33 protein-coding genes are annotated in these 24875 nt (G+C 52.6%); 3 read left to right on the plus strand and 30 right to left on the minus strand.

All coding sequences use genetic code 11. The annotated features are described in order from the left end of the window. Positions 1 to 454: 454 nt before the first annotated feature. The 6 genes from H4O21_RS22370 to H4O21_RS22395 all read right to left on the minus strand — a co-directional run bounded on the left by H4O21_RS22370 (position 455) and on the right by H4O21_RS22395 (position 6211). Positions 455 to 1462 (minus strand): contractile injection system protein, VgrG/Pvc8 family, encoded by a 1008-nt coding sequence (locus H4O21_RS22370; RefSeq protein ID WP_182811455.1) that lies wholly within the window; start codon positions 1460 to 1462, stop codon positions 455 to 457. A 50-nt stretch (positions 1463 to 1512) separates the two neighbouring features. Further along, the gene (locus H4O21_RS22375) at positions 1513 to 1734 is read right to left on the minus strand and encodes a tail protein X (RefSeq protein ID WP_182811458.1); all 222 of its coding nucleotides are present in this window, start codon (positions 1732 to 1734) and stop codon (positions 1513 to 1515) included. Then, positions 1734 to 2111, minus strand: coding sequence for a phage tail protein (locus H4O21_RS22380; RefSeq protein ID WP_182811461.1), 378 nt, complete (start codon positions 2109 to 2111; stop codon positions 1734 to 1736). The genes H4O21_RS22375 and H4O21_RS22380 overlap by 1 nt, the downstream gene beginning before the upstream one ends. Next, positions 2108 to 5593, minus strand: a complete 3486-nt coding sequence (locus H4O21_RS22385) for a phage tail tape measure protein (RefSeq protein ID WP_182811464.1) — start codon at positions 5591 to 5593, stop codon at positions 2108 to 2110. The genes H4O21_RS22380 and H4O21_RS22385 overlap by 4 nt, the downstream gene beginning before the upstream one ends. 71 nt (positions 5594 to 5664) lie before the next feature. After that, positions 5665 to 6042 (minus strand): hypothetical protein, encoded by a 378-nt coding sequence (locus tag H4O21_RS22390; protein ID WP_182811469.1) that lies wholly within the window; start codon positions 6040 to 6042, stop codon positions 5665 to 5667. After that, positions 6032 to 6211 carry a hypothetical protein gene (locus H4O21_RS22395; protein WP_182811472.1) on the minus strand — a complete coding sequence of 60 codons (180 nt, stop codon included), beginning with the start codon at positions 6209 to 6211 and terminating at the stop codon, positions 6032 to 6034. The genes H4O21_RS22390 and H4O21_RS22395 overlap by 11 nt, the downstream gene beginning before the upstream one ends. Before the next feature lie 209 nt (positions 6212 to 6420). On the opposite strand from H4O21_RS22395, the gene H4O21_RS22400 reads away from it, so the two are divergent. Continuing rightward, complete coding sequence (locus H4O21_RS22400) at positions 6421 to 6723, plus strand: HigA family addiction module antitoxin (RefSeq protein ID WP_182811474.1); 303 nt, start codon at positions 6421 to 6423, stop codon at positions 6721 to 6723. 42 nt (positions 6724 to 6765) lie between these two features. Here H4O21_RS22400 and brnA read toward each other — a convergent pair whose 3' ends face one another. The 5 genes from brnA to H4O21_RS22425 all read right to left on the minus strand — a co-directional run bounded on the left by brnA (position 6766) and on the right by H4O21_RS22425 (position 9959). Continuing rightward, positions 6766 to 7023 carry a type II toxin-antitoxin system BrnA family antitoxin gene (gene brnA, locus H4O21_RS22405; RefSeq protein ID WP_182811477.1) on the minus strand — a complete coding sequence of 86 codons (258 nt, stop codon included), beginning with the start codon at positions 7021 to 7023 and terminating at the stop codon, positions 6766 to 6768. Next, the gene (locus H4O21_RS22410; protein ID WP_182811480.1) at positions 7013 to 7276 is read right to left on the minus strand and encodes a BrnT family toxin; all 264 of its coding nucleotides are present in this window, start codon (positions 7274 to 7276) and stop codon (positions 7013 to 7015) included. Before H4O21_RS22410 ends, brnA begins: the two co-directional genes overlap by 11 nt. Before the next feature lie 82 nt (positions 7277 to 7358). Further along, positions 7359 to 8267 carry a phage antirepressor N-terminal domain-containing protein gene (locus H4O21_RS22415; protein WP_182811483.1) on the minus strand — a complete coding sequence of 303 codons (909 nt, stop codon included), beginning with the start codon at positions 8265 to 8267 and terminating at the stop codon, positions 7359 to 7361. A gap of 365 nt (positions 8268 to 8632) precedes the next feature. Beyond that, positions 8633 to 9511 carry a hypothetical protein gene (locus H4O21_RS22420; RefSeq protein WP_182811486.1) on the minus strand — a complete coding sequence of 293 codons (879 nt, stop codon included), beginning with the start codon at positions 9509 to 9511 and terminating at the stop codon, positions 8633 to 8635. A 118-nt stretch (positions 9512 to 9629) separates the two neighbouring features. Beyond that, positions 9630 to 9959, minus strand: a complete 330-nt coding sequence (locus H4O21_RS22425; RefSeq protein WP_182811489.1) for a BRO family protein — start codon at positions 9957 to 9959, stop codon at positions 9630 to 9632. An 83-nt stretch (positions 9960 to 10042) separates the two neighbouring features. Between H4O21_RS22425 and H4O21_RS22430 the strand changes: the two genes are divergently transcribed. Both H4O21_RS22430 and H4O21_RS22435 read left to right on the plus strand, forming a co-directional pair. Continuing rightward, positions 10043 to 10339, plus strand: coding sequence for a type II toxin-antitoxin system RelE/ParE family toxin (locus H4O21_RS22430; RefSeq protein ID WP_182811492.1), 297 nt, complete (start codon positions 10043 to 10045; stop codon positions 10337 to 10339). A 4-nt stretch (positions 10340 to 10343) separates the two neighbouring features. Further along, a complete protein-coding gene (locus H4O21_RS22435; RefSeq protein ID WP_182811494.1) occupies positions 10344 to 10625 on the plus strand; it encodes an addiction module antidote protein in 282 nt (93 codons plus the stop codon). 161 nt (positions 10626 to 10786) lie between these two features. On the opposite strand, the gene H4O21_RS22440 is transcribed toward H4O21_RS22435, so the two are convergent. From H4O21_RS22440 to H4O21_RS22530, 19 genes are all read right to left on the minus strand, one after another. Beyond that, positions 10787 to 11413, minus strand: coding sequence for a phage tail assembly protein (locus H4O21_RS22440; RefSeq protein ID WP_182811497.1), 627 nt, complete (start codon positions 11411 to 11413; stop codon positions 10787 to 10789). A 71-nt stretch (positions 11414 to 11484) separates the two neighbouring features. Further along, entirely contained in the window at positions 11485 to 11985 is a 501-nt protein-coding gene (locus tag H4O21_RS22445; RefSeq protein WP_182811500.1) for a phage major tail tube protein, read from the minus strand. Continuing rightward, positions 11978 to 13162 (minus strand): phage tail sheath protein, encoded by a 1185-nt coding sequence (locus H4O21_RS22450; RefSeq protein ID WP_182811502.1) that lies wholly within the window; start codon positions 13160 to 13162, stop codon positions 11978 to 11980. The genes H4O21_RS22445 and H4O21_RS22450 overlap by 8 nt, the downstream gene beginning before the upstream one ends. Positions 13163 to 13165: 3 nt before the next feature. Beyond that, entirely contained in the window at positions 13166 to 13531 is a 366-nt protein-coding gene (locus tag H4O21_RS22455; RefSeq protein WP_182811505.1) for a hypothetical protein, read from the minus strand. Between the two features lie 82 nt (positions 13532 to 13613). Then, on the minus strand, positions 13614 to 14306 hold the full coding sequence (locus H4O21_RS22460) for a hypothetical protein (protein WP_182811507.1): 693 nt from the start codon (positions 14304 to 14306) through the stop codon (positions 13614 to 13616). A 54-nt stretch (positions 14307 to 14360) separates the two neighbouring features. After that, entirely contained in the window at positions 14361 to 15941 is a 1581-nt protein-coding gene (locus H4O21_RS22465) for an Lcl C-terminal domain-containing protein (protein ID WP_182811510.1), read from the minus strand. A 66-nt stretch (positions 15942 to 16007) separates the two neighbouring features. Further along, positions 16008 to 16493 (minus strand): hypothetical protein, encoded by a 486-nt coding sequence (locus H4O21_RS22470; protein WP_182811513.1) that lies wholly within the window; start codon positions 16491 to 16493, stop codon positions 16008 to 16010. Positions 16494 to 16544: 51 nt separating this feature from the next. Next, positions 16545 to 17219 carry a phage tail protein gene (locus H4O21_RS22475; RefSeq protein ID WP_182811516.1) on the minus strand — a complete coding sequence of 225 codons (675 nt, stop codon included), beginning with the start codon at positions 17217 to 17219 and terminating at the stop codon, positions 16545 to 16547. A 10-nt stretch (positions 17220 to 17229) separates the two neighbouring features. Then, the gene (locus H4O21_RS22480) at positions 17230 to 18084 is read right to left on the minus strand and encodes a phage tail protein I (RefSeq protein ID WP_182811519.1); all 855 of its coding nucleotides are present in this window, start codon (positions 18082 to 18084) and stop codon (positions 17230 to 17232) included. After that, positions 18081 to 19067 (minus strand): baseplate J/gp47 family protein, encoded by a 987-nt coding sequence (locus H4O21_RS22485; protein WP_182811522.1) that lies wholly within the window; start codon positions 19065 to 19067, stop codon positions 18081 to 18083. The genes H4O21_RS22480 and H4O21_RS22485 overlap by 4 nt, the downstream gene beginning before the upstream one ends. Continuing rightward, the gene (locus tag H4O21_RS22490; RefSeq protein WP_182811525.1) at positions 19051 to 19401 is read right to left on the minus strand and encodes a GPW/gp25 family protein; all 351 of its coding nucleotides are present in this window, start codon (positions 19399 to 19401) and stop codon (positions 19051 to 19053) included. The genes H4O21_RS22485 and H4O21_RS22490 overlap by 17 nt, the downstream gene beginning before the upstream one ends. Before the next feature lie 15 nt (positions 19402 to 19416). Then, the gene (locus tag H4O21_RS22495) at positions 19417 to 20004 is read right to left on the minus strand and encodes a phage baseplate assembly protein V (RefSeq protein ID WP_182811528.1); all 588 of its coding nucleotides are present in this window, start codon (positions 20002 to 20004) and stop codon (positions 19417 to 19419) included. Continuing rightward, entirely contained in the window at positions 19971 to 20564 is a 594-nt protein-coding gene (locus tag H4O21_RS22500; protein ID WP_182811531.1) for a hypothetical protein, read from the minus strand. The genes H4O21_RS22495 and H4O21_RS22500 overlap by 34 nt, the downstream gene beginning before the upstream one ends. Then, positions 20542 to 21171 carry a phage tail protein gene (locus H4O21_RS22505; protein ID WP_182811534.1) on the minus strand — a complete coding sequence of 210 codons (630 nt, stop codon included), beginning with the start codon at positions 21169 to 21171 and terminating at the stop codon, positions 20542 to 20544. Before H4O21_RS22505 ends, H4O21_RS22500 begins: the two co-directional genes overlap by 23 nt. Positions 21172 to 21189: 18 nt before the next feature. Beyond that, positions 21190 to 21588, minus strand: coding sequence for a hypothetical protein (locus tag H4O21_RS22510; protein WP_182811537.1), 399 nt, complete (start codon positions 21586 to 21588; stop codon positions 21190 to 21192). Then, on the minus strand, positions 21585 to 21899 hold the full coding sequence (locus H4O21_RS22515; protein ID WP_182811539.1) for a hypothetical protein: 315 nt from the start codon (positions 21897 to 21899) through the stop codon (positions 21585 to 21587). The genes H4O21_RS22510 and H4O21_RS22515 overlap by 4 nt, the downstream gene beginning before the upstream one ends. Positions 21900 to 21973: 74 nt before the next feature. Next, positions 21974 to 23011 carry a major capsid protein gene (locus H4O21_RS22520; protein ID WP_182811542.1) on the minus strand — a complete coding sequence of 346 codons (1038 nt, stop codon included), beginning with the start codon at positions 23009 to 23011 and terminating at the stop codon, positions 21974 to 21976. Positions 23012 to 23080: 69 nt separating this feature from the next. Then, entirely contained in the window at positions 23081 to 23425 is a 345-nt protein-coding gene (locus tag H4O21_RS22525; RefSeq protein ID WP_182811544.1) for a head decoration protein, read from the minus strand. 20 nt (positions 23426 to 23445) lie between these two features. Then, on the minus strand, positions 23446 to 24810 hold the full coding sequence (locus H4O21_RS22530) for a S49 family peptidase (RefSeq protein ID WP_182811547.1): 1365 nt from the start codon (positions 24808 to 24810) through the stop codon (positions 23446 to 23448). Positions 24811 to 24875 lie beyond the last annotated feature (65 nt).

Below are 24875 nucleotides of genomic sequence, written 5' to 3' on the forward strand. Positions count from 1 at the left end.
AGAAAATCAGTTGGCTTTATTTCCTGGAGCAATAAAGCCAACCGATGCTCGGTTAGATAGAAACCTGACTTTTTCAGGGCTGACTACTTATGCCGATGTCCGTGGTCATGACTACATCATTGTAAAAACTGGATTGGAATAAGGATGGATTATGTTGCTGCCCCAGAAAAACTTCCTCCTGTTTTTCACAGGAGGGGTTTTGGGGTTATTTTGGGGGGATTTTGGGGTATGAAATTTCCCCTTATAAAATCAATAGGTTACGGTCAATGTACCGTACAGACCATTTATGATTACAGGGCAGAAAGCAAAGCCTTAAAAATCAATAAGTTAATCACGTAAGAGATACTTACCAACCATTCAAAAACCACCTCGCCAGCCCTACAAAAATCAAAGGGTTACGTATGCCTTTTGACAAAACCCTTCATCTCAAAGCACCGCAATATCCTTCAACATTTTACACTGGCCTTGTAGCATTCACACTACACCGGTAACTCCCGTTAAACGTGTGCGTCACCCGATCAATCGACCACTGGCCAGACATTCTCTCAATAGGAAAACCGCTCATGCTGAGCAGGCATTCTGCTGCCAGCATAGGATTACCAGGGCAGTTCAGACTCAGGTGATCACCCTGCCGGGTTATCCGGTGCATCTCCGCCTTAATCGCATCCATTGCCTTTGCTTTTGAATCATACCGATCCGGCAGCCTTTTACGGGGTGTACCGCCGACCTCTTCTTTTATTTCCTCTGCTTTTTCATTGTCGTACCAGTGTGCGGTACAACCATTAAACTGGCGCTTCTCTGGCCCGGATACCGTACCCGTAACATACCCCGGATGAGTCGGTGTATTTTCCGGAGGGTGCTGGATATTAACCGGCTCCAGTACTCTGCCGGTCATGGTCTTTACCTGTCCACGGGGAGCAAACACTAATAATGAATCCACCGGCTTACACACCGCATCATGCAGATCCGCCAGCCGGTGCAGAAACTTCAGATCCGTTTCCTCTGTCTGGTCCATATGCTCAACCGGCAGACCACCTAAGCTGCCGTGTATTCTCGGGCTGAAGCCATGCCGCCCGGCAATTTCGCTGACGATGCCGCCAATGGTGGTATTCATCCAGCTTTTCGACTGCGCCCGTTTTAACTCAGTTGGGTCTTTGGCATCAAACCGCGCAGCCGTGCCCGTCATGGTCAGAGTGTTCGGGTACAGGGTCTGACTGACCCGCTGCAGTTTGAACCGCCCCAGATCCACCACCTTGCCTTCTTTATATCCCATTCTGCAGCCGATAATCTGACCGGTCTCAGGCCAGGCACCAATGTCTCCAGCGGCGATGACAATGGTAATGCTGTCAGATTCCATGCCCGCCGCATCTACCACAGTACAGCTAATCAACCGGGGCTGGGCAATAGCGGCCACAGCGCCGGTGATCTCACAAACCGGGGTTAAGTCTCTGATCTCTGCCATATTCTCTCCTTAATCCAGGCACCTAATCCCAAGCTTCTAATCCCAAGCCCCTAATCCCATGACATAATGCGCGTGACTTCAGGCTCTTTCGGCAGTTCCGGAAGATGCAGGATCACCCCGCTGTTAAAGATGGGTCCCTGCTCTGCCGCCTGTTCGTTCAGTCGCCAGAAAGCATCGGTAATCTCTTCATCATTACGGCCTAATTCCTGCCACAGCAGGCGATCCACGGTATCCCCGTGAACCGTGCGAATAGTTTTATATATTCCGCTCATCAGGGTTTGTACTCCTGCAGGTCAACCTGAAAGGTAGTCTTCAGGGCAGTACCGTCATCAATCAGACGATTGCCGGTTTCTGTCACGCGCGTGACCGTCCACAGATCCAGCACCGTGCCATCCCCTTTCACCACCATCTGAGGTTCTTTGTTAATAAAACCCCGGAGGCGATCCAGTTTACTGCTGCCGGTATTGCCCAGAATCTGCCCGTTCAGGCTGATAGTCTGCAGTGGCATTCCGGTTCGCTGTGTGGCCGGATGCTGGCCCGCCCGGTCAATGGTGGCGATGCCGGATTCTGCCGTGCGGGTCCAGGTCTCGTAGTCAGTGTCCTGATAGACACTGAAGATAAAATCGCCAATGGCGAGTTGTTGTCTCATGACATGGTTTCCATGCTGTCATCCAGTCTTCCGGGCAGGGTTGGATTCAGGGCCGGTAACAGTTGCGTAGCCATCAGCTCCCGCATTTTCTGCAGGGCCAGTTCTGCGATCTGTTCGGCATTGCTTCCGGGAGCCGCGTTAATGGTAATATTCGGCTGAAAGTTCACGACCTTTTCATCACTGGCGGTACTTTGCTGACTGGCGTTTGCCTGCTGAATCTCCTGATGGATCTGCTGCAGGGCACTACCGGTCACCATTGATCCGGCCTCTTCATCAGCTTCAGCCAGTTGCTGTTTCAGGGGAGTATCCCGCAACTCTGTTTTCAGAGCAGTTTTCAGCCCGGTGTTAAGATGGCTGACAGTATTTGTCTGTGTGCTTTCTGCAGATGATTCAGCCGTGCTCGATGACGACTGATCCGCGATCAGGGTCTGATTCGTGGCGTTATTGGCTTCACTCTCAGAATCTGAACGGAACCATTCCATTACTTTAGTCGCCGCCCAGCTACCGGCATCACCACCAAACCAGCCACCCAGACCGGCACCAATGGCCGCACCGATGCCCGTACCAATCACAGGCACGATAGAACCAATGGCCGCACCGGCAGCGGCACCACCGGCAGCACCTCCCCAGCCACCGGCTATATCCCCCACGGTCGCAGCGGCTTCCATCTCATCACCGGAAGCGACTGCCGATACCAGACTGCCAGACTGAATTACCGTATCTAAAGGCCGGATCACCTTACCGGCCATGCCCAGCAGATCACCGGCTGAACCAGACAAGGCCCCGAGCACATCCGTGGCCGTACCGGTAAAATCACCGGCAGCATCCAGCGTATCGGCCACCGCTTCCGGAGCGACCAGCATAGTGGCCGCACCGGCACCTAAACCGGCCAGCGGTTTAAGCCAGTCCACCGCCCGACGGAAAACACTGGTGTGTTCGCTTTCGGATTCTGTATAACGGTCTGATTCTGTGCTGTTACTGGATTCAGTGCTGTGACTGGATTCGTTGCTGGTTTTTGTCGCCTCTGCAGAGGAATAAGCATGACGACTTTCGGTATGGGGTTGGGAGGTTCGCTCCGATGACAGGTGCGATTCAGTCGCCCGGTGACGCTCCGATGTATGCTGTCTTTCAGAACGAGAGGTCGAACGATGATCAGCACCACGACCACCGGCAAAGCTGCTCATCGATGCCGGGCCAGCCAGCCCTCCAGCTAATTGCTCCAGAGCCAGATGTCCCAGATCCTTAGCAGCGGCCCAGCCTTTAACGGCTAATCCGGCCAGTCTACCCCGTTTACTCCGGGGCTTGCGGGTCTCTTTTCGCTCTCCTGAATCATCGTATTGACCCGGTTTTTTATCCGGCTCTGTATCCTGCCGTCCGCGCCGATCCGGGTCAGAGTCTCTATGGCCACGGCTATCATTACCATCACGGCTATCCCTCCCATCCGGCAGATCACGCTCAGTAGCACCGCCTCGCCTACGGTCTGACTCTTTCTGCCCCTCACCTCCACCCGGTTCAATACTGGCTGTACGGCCTAACGCCCGGTTAAAGCGTTCCAGCGCCCGCGTGGCCAGACAGGCTTTATCTGCTGTTTCATCCGTGGCATCGGCCAGTTTCGATTCTTTTTCAGCGGTTTTAAGGGCTGATTGTGCCCGCCATTGCTCCACCTTAGCGGATGCCAGTTGCCAGCCAAACATGATGGTTTTATAACCGACATAAGCGGCAGCCAATCCGGTCACACCCGTGGTCACCAAACCACCGGCTTCAGCCACATCCGCCAGACCACCAGCGACCCAGGCCACACCATCGGCCACGGGAGCCACCACCGGCAGAATGGAATCCCCCAGCACAATACCCAGTCGATCCATCGCCCGCCAGGCGGAACCCAGCCGGTGCTCAGAGACACTGGCCCGGTTTTCGTATTCCTCTAACGCTGAGTTTTCGTACTCACTCTTTTTTGAGGTCAGTTCAAAGGCTTGCTGTAGCAACTGCTGATTTTTCAGCAGGGGCATAATCCCGCCTTTGGATTCTTCACCAAAGATCTGACTGATCAGGGCAGACTGTTTTTCCACCGGCGCATCGGCCAGCGCTGCGAATACCTCTTTTACTGTACCGACCGCATCGGTCTGCATATCAACGGCCAGCGCCCCGGAATCTAACCCCAGATCAGCCAGGGCATCTTTCTGGCCACTGGTGGCCGCTTCGCCTTTAGTTAATGCTCCGAGCAGGTTTTTCAGAGTGGTGGCCGCGACTTCCTCAGACGCACCACCGGCCAGCAGAGCACCGGCTAAACTGGCGGTCTGGGTTTCAGTCATACCAGATGCCGTGGCCACAGCCCCCTGACGTTTCAGCACCCCGGAAATATCCCGCGCCTTAGCGTTCATGTTGTTAGAGACATGATTCACCGCATCAGCCAGCTGTTCTGCCTGCTGCTGGTTCAGTCCCATACCGGCCCGCCAGGCGGCCATCGTCTCACCGGCTTCTGCCGCTTCCATATCAAAGGCCACACCCATACGAGCAGCGGCCCCGGTAAACCCGGCCAGATCCTCTTTTTTAATACCGGACTGACCGGCAGCCGAGGCAATCTGAGTCAGCTGCTCTGGCGGGATATTCACATCCACCGCTAAACGCTGCAGATGGCTCTGAAAGGCTTTATCCTCCCCCTCGTCAAAATCCACCACCTTGGTGACATCGGCCATCGCCGCTTCCATCGTCACCGCTCTGACCACAGGAATCACCGCCGTGGCCAGCATCGCCGCCGCCCCGGCAGTATCTGACTGGGCATCGGCCATACGGGTATCTGCCACCGCCATTCTGGAACGGGCCGCAGACAGAGTTTTCAGCCGGTCTTTCTGAGTGGCCAGTGCCTGATTACTGGCGTTAACCTCCCGCTCTAACCGGGCCTGCTCACGGGCTAAATTGCCGGTATCGATGCCAGCATCCTGCAACTCATCCTCTAACCGGTTGAGGGACTGACGCTGTTTATCAATGCTGTTTTTAAAATCATCGGATTTCTGACTGGCCTCATCGAAAGCGGCACCCAGTCTTTTAATATTAGCCCGCTCTGACTCCAGCTGATCTCCCAGGGCATCGGCCTGCTTACGAACCAGCGCATACTCTTCTGACAACTCAGCCGCATTGTACGCCCCGCCTTCCATCTCATCAGACAGACGTTTCAGCTTGCGGGTCAGCTTCGACTTTTCCAGAGCCAGGCTTTTCACCTTGCCTTCAGCCAGCTCTTTTTCTGTGGCCAGCCCCTTTAACGCCTGCCGGTTCTTACGAAAATCCGACAGGGTTGCCGCCAGATTTTTACGCAGGCCCGCATACTCAGCCAGACTCTTCTGAGTGGCATTCAGCTTTTTAGCCTCCTGCCGTTGCTCCTTCAGAATATCGGTCAGGCTTCTGGCATCGGCTGCCGCACCCTTAATCGCCGGAGACATTTTGTTTACGCCGACCAGCGTCAGGTTGTATTTAGTGGCACTCATACTTTTCTCCGGGCATAAAAAAACCCGCCAGATGGCGGGTTGTGATTTGATCTGCCTGAAGATTTTATTTATCAGGCATCTTCTTTCTCTGATTGCTGCTGTTCAGCTATCACTTGTTTTGAATCATAAGGTTGCAAGGCTGATACAGAGGCCACTAAACCAATGGCTCCAGAATAGAACAGCGGCAAAATAGCATCCGTTCCCAGCGAGTTATAACGCCCCTGAACAACAAGGAAAATAATATAAAGACTGGACGTGAAGGTCAGCGCATTAAAGGTTTCAGAGACTTTGCTTTTAAGATTATCAAGGAAGAATGGTGGCGTATGTCGGGACACAATATCCCATATAACATGAATAGAAAAATACAGACTAAACCAAAAAGTATAGAACTGCCCGATCTCATCCGCTCCGGTCGGGCGATAGATAAACGCTAACGCCTCAGACGTCACGAGCCGATAGACCCAGCACCGCACCGGCCACACCACCCAAGGCAGCACCGGCAAAAAATACGGAATCAGGTAACGCTACAGCAAAGCTGATACCACCCACCACAGCAAAGGCCAGCCCTGAACCGGCTACAGCAGATTTAGCGGTAAATACCATTCTGTTAAAAATCATAGGATCACCTGTATCAGCCAAAGTTGTTACATTAGAGACTCAACAACCAATACAAGTAATACTAACCCATCCCCCGACCGACCCGCCAGCCTTTCGGTAAGAAAACTAAACTTACAATTACAGAGGCATTGATTCAGAATTTGCTTTCGCTGGGATCACGACGGCCCGGCTGATGTCGAAATTGTTGATTACCACTAAGGGGACGAATTATGCCAACCAATAAAATGAGAGCCATTCACCCCGGAGAAATCCTTCAGGAAGAATACCTGGAACCTCTGGGCATGTCGGCTAACGCACTGGCTATTGCCTTACAAGTACCGGCCACCCGGATACACGCCATTGTAAAACAGGAGCGTGCCGTAACACCGGATACCGCACTAAGACTCGCCCGTTATTTTGGTGGTGACGCTCAATCCTGGCTTAACCTGCAACAGGCTTATGACCTGAAAATAGAAGAACAAAAACTTCAAACAGTACTCAGCCACATCACCCCACTGGCTGCCAGCGCATAAAGCAAACCCGCCTCGGCGGGTTTCTATCACACTACTGAACTTTTAATGACCAGACCGTAACGCAGCCTTATTCGCAGCCTGCTGTTCTAATCGCTCAGCCAGCCAGACCTTAATAATAGACTGCCGAGTAACCCCGATCCGAGCCGCTTCCTGATCCAGAGACTCAACCATCCAGGCAGGAAAATCCACATTCACACGTTTCTGTTCCTGATTAGGGCGCTTGAGGGTGGAAAGATCCAGATCACCGATGATGTCCTCTTCACCATCATCAAACTTTGCATCAAATTCTTCAGCCTTCATACAACATCACCTCTGACTTACGAGAACGCCTGACGGAAATAATCCTGATATTATCGCCCCGATAAGTGATTACCCCAGACCAGTGTTTTTCGCTGATCTTACCAATCACTAACGCACGGGGTTCACCTTCAGAGTTTGCCTGAATTTCAATCAGACCTGGGTCATCCCACAACCTTTGAGCCTGAACAAAATCAATACCATGCTTATCCAGATTAGAAGCGCTCTTGTTTTCGTCGAACTCAAAATCATTCATAGCTTAAAAATTATACCTTAATTATATAATTTTCAATCAGAGATTATCAAAACCCGCCGAGGCGGGTTTCATGTTTACCCACTTACCGAATCAACGCTGAACGCGGGGCGGCAATTTTCGCTTCCTGATAAATAGACGACAGGCGATTGCGGTAACTCTCATACCAGTACAATACCGAATTCAACTCCAGTGATAACTGATCGGCAATGCCAGGCTCTAACCGGACGGTCTGACCTTCATGCTCTTTAAGCCATTTCACGGCCCATAACAGATCCAGATTCCAGCCACAATCATGCAACTGCTCAGCGGCTAAACGGCCATGCCTGCGATCAAACTCAGAAGGCATCCGCTTAGGGGAAAACGCCGTAACCTCCAACGGCATCGCCACCTGCTGAGGCTCAGCAGGCAAATAATCCCCCTCCAGCACATAACTGCCTACAAACTGCCGGGCGCTATCCAACTGATCCGCAGGAATATCCGCCGCCACATCCACCCCATACGCCTTACGCACCTGCGCCCAGAGTCTCGACTTAGCCGACGTTTTCGCCTTACCCATCAGATGACTGGTTTTACCCTCAATCAAATCCGACAGACACTTATGACCTTTCTTGCCGATTAAGCGCTGAGAACTCTGTGGCAAGCTGCCCTGCCAATAATCTGCTAAAACCTGATAGCACTCTCTTTTATACTGAATCAGGCGACCTTTGATTTCTGGCTTGACTCGCTTTTCATCAACACCAAAAAGCCAGCCATTTAAATACTCCAATGGCAAACACAGAAGCTTACGGTTCTTACCATCTTCGGCAACTGTATTCATCATGAATACAGTTGAATTCAAAACCTCATCACGTTTTATTCGATTAAATTGCGATTGCCATTGAAGCCCAATATTTTCGCATACCGGTCTCATAGCGACATACAGCTGATTATTTTGGGAGATTACAGAAAGAGATTGACCATGAAAATTCACGGTAGAGATTTGAGCAGCCATAGCAGGCCTCCTTGTATTTCTTCTCACGGAAATAGACTGATGTCAGGAGGTTGAGAACAGCATACAAGAGCTGCGGACTTATTCCCCCGAAGGGTATTTTATTCGTCGCCCTCCCGACCAAACTGGCACACTACGGGCGCAACTCGGGCAGGGATTTTGCCAAATTTCAGGCATAAAAAAACCAACACTATCGTGGCTGGATGAACGCTTGTATTGAGGTTCTCACGCCTCAGCCCTGATATTAGGGCTATCGATAAATGATGTCAAATGTCGGCCCACTAAGTACCCAAACATAAATATTCCAATATTTTCCGGCCGATGAGGCCGGAAAATACGGGCTGTATGTAGGAAAAAATATTGTGTACCTACTTAGCCCTAGGAATACGAGCAACGGCTTTGACTAGTGTTTTCTTATCAGTAGGCTCGATATCCTCATACGCTTTCGTAAAAGATCCGTCTTCATTTGCTATCACTATAGAAGATTGAAGCTGCTGTAAGAAATCATACCCTTTATCCGAATCTGTTTTTACAAACTGATCATAGCTAATAAGATAAGTTGAAAACTCAGACGCGACTCTAGCATAACTTACAGGATCAAAAAAGCCGACTTTATCGTCACCTATACTTCGACCATCATAAGAAGATAGGTCTATTGACCATTGAATAGAAAACACTTTAGAAAGCTGATCAATTGGCTCCATTAGCTTATAAGAATCAAACCCATCTGCATCATAGACAACCTTATCGCTATAATAAATATTAAGTAAGAAAAGAGCAGCCATAGCATTTATAAGATTATTCAAATTTGCCTTTCTATAATTCTCCACTCTATCATGTTTAATAGCATTGTAAGCATCATACCAAGACCATTTCTTAAGAGAGTCACCATCTTTTTCTCTGTAGAATGGCATTAATTTTTGATCAAAGGTATTCTCATCCGCATTATCAAAATCAAAGCTTACCAGCTTTGATTTTATAGAAAAAATACTGTCTATAGCGTCCATATAATGAGGAAAATATGTTCTTCTAATCGGGTTGCCTTTTTTATCTAAAAACTCAGATCCTTCTCTTTTACAAATAGCTTTTGCTATATTTTCACATTCCGAAACAGTCCTCAGTATGAGGTCTGCAATCTTTATTGAATAAACATTCAGCTGATGGCAATCAATATTAATACAGTAGCTGACTTCTATAAATTCCTTTTCAATCTGCGAGTAAATTGGCCAGAAGAACTCTTGCTTCATTTTATTGCATCCTTGATATTATATTATTTAAACATACTCCTTATATTATCATAACACTCCAAAATGATGATCAAAGGGAAGACTTTTTTAGGCTGGTATGCCCGTAGCGGGCATACTTTTAGCACATTCGGCTCAGCTGCTCAGCAGTAAAACTCAGTATCCTTTCCCTGAAGGCTCCGGCTTCTTGCTGTTCTGACAGCATAACAAGCAGGCTTACGCCCCGGAGTGAAAACAGTCTTGTATGCTCCACACCCCCTGCTGTTATAACAGGCACTTCTTGAATCATATCGGGATCGAATTCATCTTGATGACGCTGGTAAAGTGCCTGAATATCTTCGTCAGCATTTTTGTAGCCCAGCACCTCACCAATATTCTGAGCGGTGGCGCAAGGTTGTCCTTCGATCTCTTCAAACTGAATACCTGTGTCTTTGTAAAATGCGATGGTCATAGTGGCAGTCTCCTTTTTCAGGCTGCTTGATTAGTTGATGGTAATAGTTGAGCACTCTGTATCCAGTAGGATACACTTAAAGCATGAATACTCTTTTAAGAACGGATGTTTTTGACCAGTGGCTAATGGGCTTAAAGAATCTGGGTGCCCGAGCGCGTATCGTTCGCCGTATTGAGCAAGCGCAACAAGGAAACTTTGGTGATTGCAAGCCTGTAGGCGATGGTGTCCATGAGATGCGTATCCATACAGGCCCCGGTTATCGGGTGTATTACACGCAAAGGGGACAGGTTATTTACTTGCTGCTTTGTGGTGGCGACAAAAGCACACAGGTCAAAGATATAAAACAGGCCAAAAAGCTGGCCAAAGAGATTAAGGAATAACCCAATGAATGAGTTACAGCCCTTTGATGCCGCTGATTATCTGGATAGCGAAGAAGCTATTGCAGAGTATCTGACCGCTGTTTTAGAGGAAGAGGATACCAGCGCATTTTTACAGGCTCTTGGCACCATTGCCCGAGCACGCAGTATGACGGCTATAGCCGAGCAAACCGGCATGTCGAGAGAGAGCCTGTACAAAGCTTTGCATGCGGACGCTAAGCCTCGTTATGAAACGGTTCAAAAGGTGGTTTCAGCGTTAGGTTTGAAACTGAGTGTTCAGCACAATTGAGCCTGATTGCTCACTTCAATGATAAGCCGTTGCACCGGTTATTTATTGTCTCTTGTGTTTTAGCTGTTTGATCAACTGGTGGTAACGTCTTAATGCGGTATCGGCAGGCCAGCTTGCTATCTGTTCATCACTGGCCGGGGTGTTGAGCACGATCAGGTCGGTCAGGGTTTCGATGTCGTCAGGGCTGAGAAGTGATCCCCGGTTTTTGACAAAAAATCAGCCACCCTCAGGTACAGGCTTTTGCCATCTGGTACGCTCAGGTTATCCAGTTCATCTTCCATCAGGCCGGTGACGCTCTGGATAATAAAGGCTTCCTGCTGGTCTTCTGGTACGCTGTACATGGCGTTGATTGCGCCCACTGTGGGCAGTGTCAGCGGCAGGTAGTCCGTTTCACCGTGCTTTATGGTTTGCACCGGTATCAGCAGTGGCAGTGAGTCCGGGGTGTGGTATTTGCGTTCCTGCTTTTTCTGTTCGCTTTTTGGCAGGTCGGCCCAGATCAGTTTTTCAAACCAGTAATCACTGCCCATCCCATAGGCCAGGTCGGCCTGTTCGCACAGGCTGTTAAAGTCCGGGCCGGTCAGGTTATTCAGTTCCTGATCACTCAGTTCTGCTCCCAGTTTGATCAGCGCCCGGTAAAAGCTCCAGTTGTCGCCTTCGTGTTCTTTCAGCAGGGTTTGATGCTGGTTCCGGGTTATCATTTTCAGGGTCAGGGTGTCGTGCTTTTCTCCGTTGTCCCGCTGCAGCGGAACGTAAAGGGTAATGTTCAGGTCTTGCCAGATGGGTTCCATAGGGTTTCCTTAATCATCAGATACAAAAAAGCCGGTGCTGAGACCGGCTAAAACAGGGCGAACGGGCAGGGTTACATTTCCAGATTGGCCCGGTGTTTTTCCATATGGTCTTTGCCGAAGATCACGGCTTTCATGGTGGGTTCGTCAATGTCGTGAATGATCTTGCCGTTATCCATGTGTTTGAAAGCCCGACAGGTAAAGTCGATGGTGTGCTTGTACAGCCCGCCTTTAATCGTTTCCGATTTAATATTGGTGACTTCGCAGGTGTGTTCCCAGCGCAGGGGGATTTTGTTTTTCTGCTGATCCAGCGAGGATGCCAGCACGGTAATTTCTGAGTAGCTGTCCACTTCCACCCCAAAGGACAGCAGCATTTCATCCGTGGCCCCTATCAGAGTCAGCTGGCCTTCCATAGCTTCCAGCCCGGTCATTATTTTGTTGACCACAAAACGCCCGCCTCGGGTTTCTTCCATTTTCTTTTTGACTTCAGGCGGGGTGTAGCCTTCCACTTCAGCCATAAAAGGCAGGCCGTTAATAAGGCAGCGGAATGCCTCAATTGCGCGAACCTCAGCCATTAGCCTGTTCTCCTAATACATTTTCCAGATACTCTTCCACGTATTTTTCCTTCGCGTTTACGTGGTAGATCATGTGCTCATTCGGCGCGTAACGGCCATAATCGAACACGATATACCAGCTGCCGTTCTGATAGCGGCTGGCGGTGTTCAGTTCAGGGTGCAGGTAGACTTCCCCGCCGGGGATAATTTCAGAGGCAATCAGGTCTTTGAGGAAGCCATTGATGCGCCGGATCGTCTGATCCCAGAATGACTTCGTCATGTTCTTAGCCATGTAGCGCTGACTGGTTTCTTCCAGCTTGCGGCAGATGGCATCTTCCAGACCGACGTAACTGATAAATTTACCCGTTACGGTACGATTACCAATCAGGGACCAGCCCCCCATGCTGGTATGACAGATAACCGCACAGCCATATTTCTGTAGCAGATTGGCTTCACTGGTTTCATCCATGATGCCGTATTCAATGGTATGAGCAGTCCCGTTAATAGGCAGCGACTGATTACCCGGTGATTCCCACTGTTTAACCGATGCCAGTGCACCGACAGCCACCACAGAGGCCGGTACTAAAATGTCACCTCTGGCTTTTCGGCTGTAGATACTGACCGCCGGTTCCACCATATAAACCCGGTCATAGTTGGAGCCTTCGCCGCCCAGCGTTTCCAGAAAAGCGATTTGCTCTTCTGGCGTAGTGGACAGGCCGTCGGCTACGACTCGGGCGCGCATTACAGCCCCCATTGCTGCCATCTGGTCGATAACCGCCTTCTGGTGGCTGAAACCCGGTGCAGCAATAATCGTCGGGCGCTCTGTGCATTCACGGGCTGCCGCTATACCCAGACGCTGATTGGTGGTCGGGTCACGCCCGCCAATAATATTGGCGGTGGTCGCGTCAAAATCAGCGCCCTCTTCCACCACGATGGCATAAATCACCACCTGTGTTTGCTCATGGGTTTTCATGATGGCGTGAATCAGGGAACCCCGTTCATCACCGGTGCTGTCAATCAGACGCCAGTGGCCAGAGTTAGCAATACGCACTGGCACGTTGTATTGCACGGAGGCGTGTTTGTCCGGGGCGGTGCCAATCAGGCACACCACATCGGCCCCAGGAGGTCCCAGAGGCGGGAACGGCTCAGAGGTAATAATGCTGATGCCGTTGCGTTCAAAAGCGGGATTTAATGGCATGGCTTATTCCTTGGGTTTGGTGTTGGTGGCAGGGGCAGAGGGCTTGTCTGTTGGCTCAGGCTCTGGTTGTTCCTCTGCATCGGCTTTATCTTCTGGCGGTTTCTTTTCAACCGGGGCCGGATCACCTTCACGGCGTAACCAGCCACGGTTCAGACTGAATTGCGCTTCACAGGGCAGCAGGCGGACGGTGTCACCGGGTTTGTACCAGCGCTGGGGTTCACCTACACGGTGGGCACGATTAACGATGTAAACGGTTTTACCGTCATCGGGTTCTGGCTCCACCTGAGGCTGTTCTGATTCTGTGGGCTGCACTTCTGCAGGTTGTGCTTCAGGTTCTTTTACCTGAGGGGCTTTCGCTGTTTTAGCCATGTTTACTCCGGGTATAAAAAAAGCCCTGCCGGTTATCCCGCAGGGCTTATGGTGAGTGTTCTGTTTTTTTGTGGTGATGTGGCTACATCAGTTCCGGTGGCCAGTTTTTACGCCAGCCGCTGGCCATCGCCTGCAGCTGATCAAACCAGTCATCCGGCAGGGTGTCGGTTTCATGCTGTACTTTAAGGGCATTAATCTGATCACCCGCCGCCTGGGCATCGCCCAGTACAATGCCGGTCATAGTCGCGGCTGCCGTGACTTTGGCATTGATCTTTTCTACCACCACAGCCACGGTGACACCCCGACGCAGGGCCAGCCCTTCGATCAGCGGGACGCTGGCGGTATGGTCTGCCGTCCAGGCGGCGGCTTCCGCCTGTTGCTGCGCCCAGGTCTTCACTTCCTGTTCGGTGTAGCCGTGTTCGATACGGGCCAGGGCGGTGTCCTGTTGTTCCGCAATGTGATTCAGGGTGTCGGCTACTGCGTCGTCAAACGGCATGGCGGTATAGGTGATGGTTCTCAGCAGGCGAGGGTGTGACGGCTGGTACTGCCAGCCGGTCAGAGTGCCGCGATAGCCGGTCGGGGCCGGTGGCTGTGGGCGCTCTTCAATGCCCGGTACAATCCACAGGGCACGGCTGGCAATGCGCTGGACAACGGCTTCGGTAAAAGTGGTTTCAGTCAGGTTAAAGCCCATCTGGGCGGCTTTGCGGGTCAGGATCGTATGATCAGACACAGGGTCGCATTCGATCTGACCGTTCAGGATCAGTCCGTATTTCATAAGGGTTCCTTGGATTGGGGAATCAGGGAGAGATGTCAGGAGAGGCCGGAGAGATCAGACCGGTTCGCGGCGAACGGGAAGCACCTGATTCATGCCCATCCGGTGAAGAGTATTATCAGGATAGCCATCACTGGGGCTAACACACCAGTTTTTGAGTTCATCATATTCAGTGGAACTCCAGAAATACTGGCTACTATCCGACAGCCCCTGTCTTGTGTCTGCCGCATCAATCTCTGCCGCAACGGCAAAAATGGCAATCAGTTCTTCTTTATTTGGCAGGAACCAGTCGGCCCCCAGGCTACGGCAGTACAGCGCCGCCTCTGGCCCGGTACTGCCATAGTTATCTCTGACATCACTGTAACCGTTAATCAGTTCATTCGTGTTGTCCCAGCCCGATTGAGGATCAGCCAGATCCGCCCGGTGGATATTCAGTAACGTTGTGTCTGTGTAATACAGACCATGACGGACGGCACTGCGCTGATCATACGGTGCAACAATCAGCTGATAGCCATTGACCACCGGCCCGCCAATCCCGCCATCCGGATACACATAACCCAGCCCTCCGGCAGTCCGGGTGGTTATACGAACCAGAGCAGACCAGTCACCCCAGCCCAGGACCGAACCCTGATAACGCACCCGAATATCCAGCTCTGTCTCAGCTGGCCAGTTTGTTGTTACTGCAATCTCTGTGGTGGCGGCAATCTCGCCGCTGTCCCAGACCACAGCCCCACTGGTATTCAATGCCTGAAACTGGCTTTTCTGGTGCGTGTCATAACCCGTCGGAGATACAGAGTACGCACTGGCGGTAATCGCAGGCTGTAATACCACACCGGTCAGACCTGCGGTCGGGCTGGTAATAGATGGTTTCGCCATCACCCCGGCACTGACACCCCAGGTATAGACCTGTGGCACGGCGGCGACGTTATTCGACATCGCGGTCAGGGTCATGCTGCCGGGGCCGGTAAAGGTCAGCTGTGTACTCTGGCCATCCGGGATTTCTGCTGATCCGGCAGTCACCCCGACCAGATCGGTCAGATGCCAGGTCACAGGAGCGCCCGATGGTGTGCTGGCCCCGGACGGGCTGAAGGTCACGCTCTGCCCGTTGCTGTAATTATCGGCCAGGGTGGTTCCGGTGGCACCGGAGGTATCCGGCAGGTACTGCAGAACATGGCGCACGGCGTCGGTGACGTCAGCCGCTGAATACTGATCAATCAGTTGTTGTATCTGCTGTGCGGTGCTATCGCTTTGCACGACAGCGGTTGCGACCGCTGCCAGCGTTTCCGGGGCAGCCAGATGCTGATCCACTTCCTGCTGAATCTTTTGTGTACCGGCTGCGCTCTGAATCACCACCGTGGCAATATTATCCAGCGTTTCCGGGGCAGCCAGATGCTGATCCACTTCCTGCTGAATCTTCTGTGTACTGGCTTCGCTCTGAACCACCACCGTGGCGATATTATCCAGCGTACCGGCACTGTTTAAATACTGGCTGATCAGTGTGGCCAGCTGCGCCTGATCCACCCCACCGGCACTGGCCAGCGCATCCTGCAAAGCCTTCATCGCTTCAGACTGCCAGCCACCCACCGCTTCAATCAGTGCGGCGATCTGGCCTGACAGCGTGACTTCTTCTTCCGTCATAGCGTTATCCTGTCAGAGCAGACCCGAAGGTCTGCCGGTTAATCATTACCCGTGACCGGGCCATTGTTATTGAGCCGTCAGCGTTGCCGTGCCGTTATTGAACGCAGTGGTCAGCCCTTGCAGGGCAATCACCAGTTGCTGGTCGGTATAGGTTTTTGCAGCAGCGACGGAGTCATCGGCCAGCGCCTGTGCTGCCGTTGCGTCAATTTTATTGGCCAGCAGAGCCTGCACATCGCTGTCTGCCGCCGCCCAGGCTGTATTGATATCGGAGATTTTCTGCGCCAGATCAGCATCCGTGGCGTAGGTCGCATCCAGCGCCTGAACCGTGGCTTCCAGCTGATCAATACGCCCGGCCACCTTACCCAGGGTATCGTTGTCCACATCGGCGGTGCCGGTCAGCTGGGTACGCAGATCCGAGATAGACGCATTCAGCTGTGCGGTAATACTGCCGTCGATCTGACCAAATTTGGTCTGTACCTGACCGACCAGCGCGCCGACCGCAGTCTGCAGAGAAGCCAGTGCCTGAGCCGGAGTGATCGTTACTTCTGACATAGTGATGTTTCCTTTTTACTTACTGAGAGATAACGCCCCTTTCGGGTACGCTTATGGGTTTGCGAGTTGCTGCAGTTGCTGATCCAGATGAATCAGGTACTGTTCCTGCCGCAGAATCGCGGTTTTATTTTCAATATCGGAGGTGGCCAGTGCCGCCAGACTGATCAGGTCTGCGCCATTGCTCCAGATGACATGGCCGGTGTCATCCAGCATCGGAGTCTGTCCGGGTTCACCGCCATCCGGCAGTACCCGCAGTGCCTCCAGATCCGCACGTGTCACGCTGGCGGTGCTGTCCACCTGCGCGACAATGTTGTCTGTGGGGCTGATCACGGTGATCAGGTCGATCATCTGTTCCACCACCGTGGCCCCGCCCTCTGCCGGGATCAGGTCGTAATCATCCCCGGCATTGGTGTAGTCGATCAGCTGCTCTTCCCCGGTATCCGGGTCCAGGGCAAATACCCCGATCTCCCGTAACGGGTAGCCGGTATTCAGGCCCACATTATTCAGGTGGAATCGCACCCGCCCGGTGCCATCAGGCTGAGCATCAAAGCTGGCCACGGGAGCACTCTGGCGCTCATCCACCAGTGCATTCAGGGCAGATATATCGTCAGGCGCACGACCGGCACCTAACCCGATCCGGGTGATCTCCAGCCGTTGCCCGACTTCGGCAGCAGCACGCAGCCGCAACCCTGCAGACGTCAGCCGCATAGAACTAAAATTTGCCATAGGGATTTCTCTAACGATGAATGATGATGTTTCGGGTCATGTGCAGCACACGGCCCTGATACAGCGGAGTCCGGGATAACCGTTGTTCCGGAGGCTGATAATTCACGGCCACCTGTGGTGACTGATGTACCACACCGGCCAGACAGCGCTGAGTCTGAGAGAACGTTTGTTCCGGAGGCCGGTAGTTCACCCTGGCACCGGATGACTGATGCACCACACCGCCCCGATGAACCGTGGCCGGTGATACGGTTTGTTCCGGAGGCCGGTAGTTCACCCTGGCACCAGATGACTGATACACCACACCGCCCCGATAAACCGTGGCCGGGGATACAGTTTGTTCCGGAGGCCGATAGTTCACCCTGGCACCTGATGACTGATGCACCACCGCACCCAGCTTTAAATCCTGCACCGGTTGATACACCAGGCGAATGCTGTAACCGTCCCGTTCCGCTTTGGCCGCTTCAATCCGGTGCTGAACACGATCAGCAGACAGGCCATTCAGCCCGCCGATCAGATCCACCCTGAAGGTGTATGCCGGACCACCCCAGCTATAACCGGGTATAAACTCAGCGGTCAGGCCCAGACCGGCCACGGCATCTGCCACGCCTTTTGCGGTTCCGGCCAGCCGTTGTACCGGCCAGATACTGGCCACGGTATGACGTTTGGCATCGGTATTAATTTCACCGCCCCAGTCGGTCACGCCTTTGGCATGGGCCAGATAGGGCAGCATGTGCTCTGGCACGGAGTAAGGGTCCCAGAGTTGAGGGTAAGGGCAGTCCAGAGCCAGCAGGTGATCTGATAAAGTTTGCTCTAAGGCTTTTTCCAGTGTCGTTCGGTTATCGGGTAACAGAGATTCCGTACTCATAGCACCTTCACCTCTACTTCAATCCCCGTGCAGTACGGTGCCTGATGGGGCAAACACCGGATCTCTTCCGCCGGTTCAATCACTTCCCGTTCCAGTGCTCCGGCATCATGCAGGATATGAGTGATAAAGCTGGGCAGCACTTTGGCTTCTAACAGATGCTGCTGGTCCGCGTAGGCTTGTAGCTTTGTTATCAGGGATTGTTCCGTAATCTGTACATCCGGGCCACGACCAATCCACGCCACCGCTTTAATGGTGTAAGGCACGATCTCAGCCCCCTGCACCGTGATCTGATCTGTACCCGGTGCCACGTCCGGACGGGAGAAGTGTTCCCGCACTTTATCCAGCAATGAATCAGAGGCGGTGCCGTCACCCTCTCTGGCCAGAATCGTTACCGTAACGTGACCCGGTATCGGCATCAGGCCGTTACCGTCTTTAATCTGAGCAGCGATCCCTTCCGGGTTCAGTGTGTAAGTCAGTTGTACTTTATTGAATTCGGGCTTAGTGACTGTCACCACCGCGCTTTCATCCAGTGTCAGACAACTGGCTTTGTATTGCATCCGACTGCCTGCCGCCGGGGCATGAGATTGCAGCAGGTAACGTAACAGCAAATGGTCGTCAGATTCCTGTACCGGCGGAATCACCGGAAAAGCATCCGGATCACCGGGGTCTAACACCTGCCTCTGAATGCCCTGATGAGCGACCATATTGTCCAGATTACTGCCCCGACTCCATCCCGGCAGCAGTTGCTTAGCCTGCTGGTTCCGGCGCTCGATCTCGTTTAACAGATGCTGAGTAAAGGTCTCACACATCTTAGTCAGCAGTTCACCGGGCTGTTCCAGTGTCTTTTCAATTTCATCGGCCAGTACCGGATCAGTGGCCCGTACATTGGCGATATAGTCGGTTTTAAACTGCTGAACCAGATCCTCAAACTTTGGCCGGTGTATCGCCTCCGGATCGGGCAGATAATTACGGTCGGTTAGCATAAACAGATACCTCAAACTGAACCGGCTTCCCCTGCCAGATACCGGAGATTTTTAACCACAGGCCCGTATCATGACGCCCGGCCAGAATACGATCCGCCTTAAAAAAGTGCGCCAGATTATTGGGTGGATGAACAAAAGTCTGTGCGGCATAAACTTTCGCCAGCATCAGCACATCATCCCCCGTAATGCGGCTCAGCAACTCTGGCAGACGGCTGCCATAATCCCGGCGTTTCTCCCGGCTGCCTAACTGAGTGGTCAGGGCATCTTCTGCCAGCTCGGTGAAATAATCCCAGCCGGACAACAGTTGCCCGGTCTTTCGGGATAGTCCGATCATAAGTACCTCAGGCGATTATTGTTGTGGCTTGGGTTTAGGCATAAACGGATGGCCGTGATCGTTGTAAATATCCCGGTCTTCCTGCATCGTCCGTTTAAAGTCCCGCACATGCTCTGTGCCGTGAACCAGTGGCGTATGAAAGGTGACTTTGGTTGGCACCCACCAGTCTACTTTGCCGGTCTGGGTGTTGATCTCCAGCCGGAAGCCCGGTGCCCATTCCATCGTATGAATGTGGGGTCGGTTATCCGGCAGTGGAAACTCATCACTCCAGACACCACACAATGCCCAGGCCTGAGTCGAGTTATCCCCGCCACCGTAATTAATCAGAATGCACTGTTCACCCACACTCGGGCAGCGGTATTCCTTCATCTGGCCCTGCATGGTGGAAAACCACTTCAGCCAGGGGGATTCATTACGCCCGTATGTCACTTTTACTTTTTGTTTGCTGTCGTGGATCTGAGAGATTTTCGCGGGCTGGATAATGTTGCGGATACGCCGGGCCTGTTCTTCCAGCCGGGCTTCCAGATCCGCGATTTTGTCGTCATATTCACGCAGACACTGGCGGACAATTAACTCTGTTCGCTGATCGAATTGTTCAAGCACAGGTCTGTTACCTCCCGGTACTCGTTTATATCGTCTGGATCGTCAGGGTTCACCGCCAGCCAGATACCGGATACCACCTCATCTTCATACTGAGGACTGCCCAGGTTTACTTTTTGCTGCCAGCGCACCTCCCAGGCTTCAAACCCGGCGTGTTTATCCGTGCCGTTAATCAGAAAGGACTCAGCCAGTTTGATCTGTTCCGGGTCATCCACCGCCAGCCCGGAGAATCCCCAGCTCTGATGCTTAAGATGGCGGGCCAGTGCCGTGGCCAGATTCATGGCCTGATAAGCCGCATCCTGTTCGGCTTTACTGATCACCCCATAAAGAGTGCATTCGAAGACCAGACACACCCGGCCATCGTTCTTTTGCGGGCCGCTTTCGGCTGAACCGACCTCAACCAGAATCTGACGGCTGGCGGCCTGCTCTGGAATAAAATCATGATGCCCGGACACCACCACATCGGCACTGTCACCGGCTGCGATCTGCGCTCGGTAATACTGCACAATGGCATCATAGAGTTCCGAGGGCTGATGGATCTCAGGTTTCAACATTGAGGACATAATTCAGTTCCTGAGTTAATAATTCCCTGTAACGACTATTCAGGCGGGATTCGTACCGTTGCAGCACATCCAGACCAATATCAGAAATATCAATGGCAACCACCTGCACCGGGAAACGACCACCGCCAGTTTTGGCCAGTTCGGCATCCCGTTGCTGACTCCGCTTTCCAGAATCCGATAACACAGAATGGTTATGGCGCAGGTTGGCCTTCGCCCGGATATAGATCTGCTCGCCTGACCAGAAGATGGATTTTTTAAAGGCTGAGTTAAACTGGCGCCCGGCGACCTTCGCACCCTGTTTATTCTGAGAGACGTTACCGGCCTCATGAGCGGCGATCTCCAGCAGGCCCACCCAGATTTTAAGTACCCGGTGTCCGTTTTCTGTGGCCTGGGATAACCGATAGCGATTGCGGATCACCTTCTGTTTAATGCCCAGCTGCTTGCCGATCTCACGGACAGAATGAGTTCTCAGCCAGGCACCCAGTTTACGAATCGCCCGGTTAATGGCCGTTTCGACCTGCTTTTCTAAGCCCAGCAGATGCCCGGCCAGATCCTCTGTGACCTGATCCAGATTCGTACCGCCCATACTGAATTCAAAATCGGTCATCGTTCAGCCTCCTGCAGGTCAGGGCATATTGAGGAAAGAGGATGTCTTACTGCCGGATTGATCTGTCGGTATATCCGGCAGTAACAGACACTCGATTTCACCGCCGTTATCGACCGGCTCGGTCAGGCGGTAACGCTGGCCATTCACGATCAGCACCACCTGAGTCAGATCCGCTGGCAGATCTTTTACCAGAAAGGTGCCCAGGGTCATCTGATTCACTCGGGAACCATTGGCCGCCCGGCCCCGTTCGCCCAGCTCCTGCGCGGTTAATCCGGTTTCCAGATCCACCAGAATACGGATTGGCTCTGTATCTGGCGGGTCAGAGGTTTTCAGCCAGGCGCATTCAGTGCCGAAACGATCCATCAGCATCTGATCCGCCCCGGCCATCAGGCGGTTGAACTCGCTATCGAAGCTCACACCTTCGCTCCTGTCACCAGCCCTTCTGCTTTAAGCTGCTCAGCAACGTTGACGCCGACCAGTGCTACCGAATCTTTCAGCAGGGTACGGCGCTTTTTGTCATCATCCAGAAATCGGACACTCTGCAAGGCTCTGACAGCCATCCGCTTTTTATCTTTCGGGTCTGGCAGATGAGCCAGATAAATATCCACTAGGGATTTATCACCACCGGTATCAATTTCAGCCCCGGTCAGATCGACCAGTTCCTGTAATTTTTCCAGCTGCTTATCTTCAGGCAGCGCTTCAAATTCCGCTTTCGTTAAAGGTTCCATCAGTTATTCCTCAGCAGGTTAAGCCCGCAGCGGCAGGCATTCGTTATGTGTAAACAAGAAGGGGGGAAAGAGGGTTATTTAGTACCGACCACCAGCACAACAAAATCATTAATATCCAGTGGGATCATCAGCGGGGCCGATTGCAGCATGGTGTACTCTCTGGCCGGGTCGCCCTGTTCAATCCAGTTGCGGGGGTAACGATCGGTCTGTTCCATGCCTTCACGTACCGCATGAATATCCTGAATGGCACCATACGCCCGCACACACTGCGCACTGCTATGACCAAACAGAATGGTAAACGGTGGCATATAACGCTTTTTAACACCGCCTTCGATATAGAAATGACGTGTCACCATAATGGCCACATCGCCATACCAGCCCTTAAAGCTGACCACATCGCCCACATCTTTAAGGGCGGTTTCCATACTGGAGGTACTGCCCCGACGGGTATCCAGCTTTTCCTGCACCTTTTTAAAACTGCTGAACAGAATCCAGGCTTCGCTGTCCATCAGAGCCAGACTGATCACACCATCCGATGCCTGACAGATCTCTTCTATATCGTGGGTTGGGTCGTAGGTGTCCGGGTCTTTATCGGCCCAGCGTTCACCCGGCCCCAGAACCACCCGATTCTCTGGCCGCTGGTTAAAGCTGACATGCTGAGTTTCATAGCCTTCACCAGACACGGTGTAACCGCCGTACAGAATGCCGTCTACCGCCTGCTTTTCTTCATACTGCAGAATGGATTTCTCTTCTTTCAGCAGGTTATTGGCGATGGTCGCATTCCGACGCTGAGCTTTGGTGAGCTCGCCCGTCAGACGCTCACCGGCCCGGCGGTGCATCAGCTGCTTTACGTTGACTTCATGCTTAGGCTTAACGTAAGCCGCTTTAAAGGTATTGGTGCCATAACCCTGACTGGCCAGCACTTTACCGCCGACAACCGGCGACACCGTGACCGCAATATTGGTTTCTTCGGTGACTTCATCCAGCTTGATTTCTTCTGAGCCGGAGAAATACACCCGAGGGTAAAACAGGTTCAGAAACAGGGTCTGAAACTTCGACTTTGCCTGCACAACGCCCATTAAATCCGCTGTGCCGTAAGTATCAAGAGACATAATTTTTTATACTCCAAAAACAAAAAAAGCCGCTTGCGCGACCTTCGGGAGAGACTGTTTTAAAACGGATCAGAGTGGTTTCTGCAGACTGATCGGAGTGCCGGAGAATGCACACAGCTTCTGCGCCTCGGTGGTGCCATCCGGCCAGGCCACCTCATCCGGGTTGAAGATACCGTTCTTAATTAACTGCACCGACACCGCTCCGCTGGAAGAGTCCAGATACTGAGGGGCAATGCGGGTCGCCAGCTGCGTACCGTCTGAGGCAGACGGGTCCCAGAGGTGATACTCCCCGGTGGTCTGGTTCTGGCCTAACGGAGCATGCTCTGCCAGTTGCTGACCAGCGGCCAGTCGGCCCTCTGTGGTGTGTACCTGTTCTGAACCCGTGACCCAGTTTTTCGGTACAAAATATTCCATAACGCATTACCTCTGATGGTTTATTTATCGCCCGTGGCCAGCTCATAATCGGCCAGCAGGGTATTGCCCGGCGACTGCCCGGCAGACTCGTTGCCATCTGCAGGAATATCGGGCTGTTTCTCTTCTGACATCACCTTATCCAGCGATGTACTCATCCGATCCTGACTGCTGGCCTCTGGCAATGTGGCCAGAATACCTTTGGCCTCTTCCATACTCAGCTGAGTATGAAACGCCAGATGCTGTGCTGTGGCCTGATGCGTTGCAGCCGCTTCCAGCCCCAGAATACCCGCGATACGGGCCTGCATCTGGGCGGCGGTCATCTCAGCAGGAGCGGTGGCCTGGGTCGTTTGCGTCTGAGCGGTTTGTGTCTGAGCAGGCTGCGCCGGATCAGTCTGATTAACCTGAGTTGTCGCTGCAGGCGTCTGGGTTTGTTGTGTCATATCAGTATTTCCTGTGGTTAAAGAAGACGGTAAAGAAAGGGTTTTGCTACTACTGGATAAATAATCAGTGAAACTTAAAAGCGCATCATGACCATTAATCAGCTCATCAGCAAAGCCCACCTCAAGGGCGGCTTTGCCCCGATAAGTGGCGGCCTCGGTGGCCAGCACGGCCTCAACGGACAAACCGGTAAACCCTGCCACCAGCTGTGCAAACTCCAATCGGAGCTGATCGGTAGAGGACTGAAAATCAGCCAGCACCTGTTCCGATAAAGACTGATAAGGATTACCGGCCACCTTATTGGCCCCGGAGTGAATCAGGGTGACTTCAATCCCGGCCTTATCCATTAACTGACCGTAATTGGTATGAGCCATGACTACACCCACAGAACCGGCTACCCCGGTCTGAGTGATTAACCGGCGATGAGCGGCACTGGCCAGCGCCATTCCGGCGGAACAATTCATATCACAGCACAAAGCCCAGAGCGGTTTACCGGACTGGTCCGCCATCTGGCGCAGGGTCTGCGCGGTATCAAAACAACCCGCCACCTCACCGCCAGGCGTGTCCATATCCATCAGCACACCTTTTACATCCGGGTCAGAAAACGCATCCGCAGCCCGATGAATAATGCCGTCGTACCCGGTGCTGCCACTATAAGAATGAACATAACCATACTTGTGGCGTAACGACCCGGACACCGGCAACACCGCTGCACCCTTAACCAGCTCATAAGGCCGGTAGCGTTCCTCAGCCGGTTCATGCTCTGCCCGGAACTCGCTGGATGGCAGATGGATCTTCTGCCCGGTTAACACCTCGCCTTCGGCATCGGTTAAACGGGCAATCCCCAGCCGATCTGCCAGGGCACTAAAAAACACCCGCGCATAGCCGGGTTCCAGCAACAGAGGCTGATTAAGCACTCTGGCTGATAGATGGGGGAAATTGTTCATGGTGATTCCGTTGGATGGGGTAAATTGCAGGCATAAAAAAAGGGCAGTCAACTGACTACCCTCTG

The organism is Oceanospirillum sediminis (assembly GCF_014164585.1).
Taxonomy (GTDB): domain Bacteria; phylum Pseudomonadota; class Gammaproteobacteria; order Pseudomonadales; family Halomonadaceae; genus Oceanospirillum; species Oceanospirillum sediminis.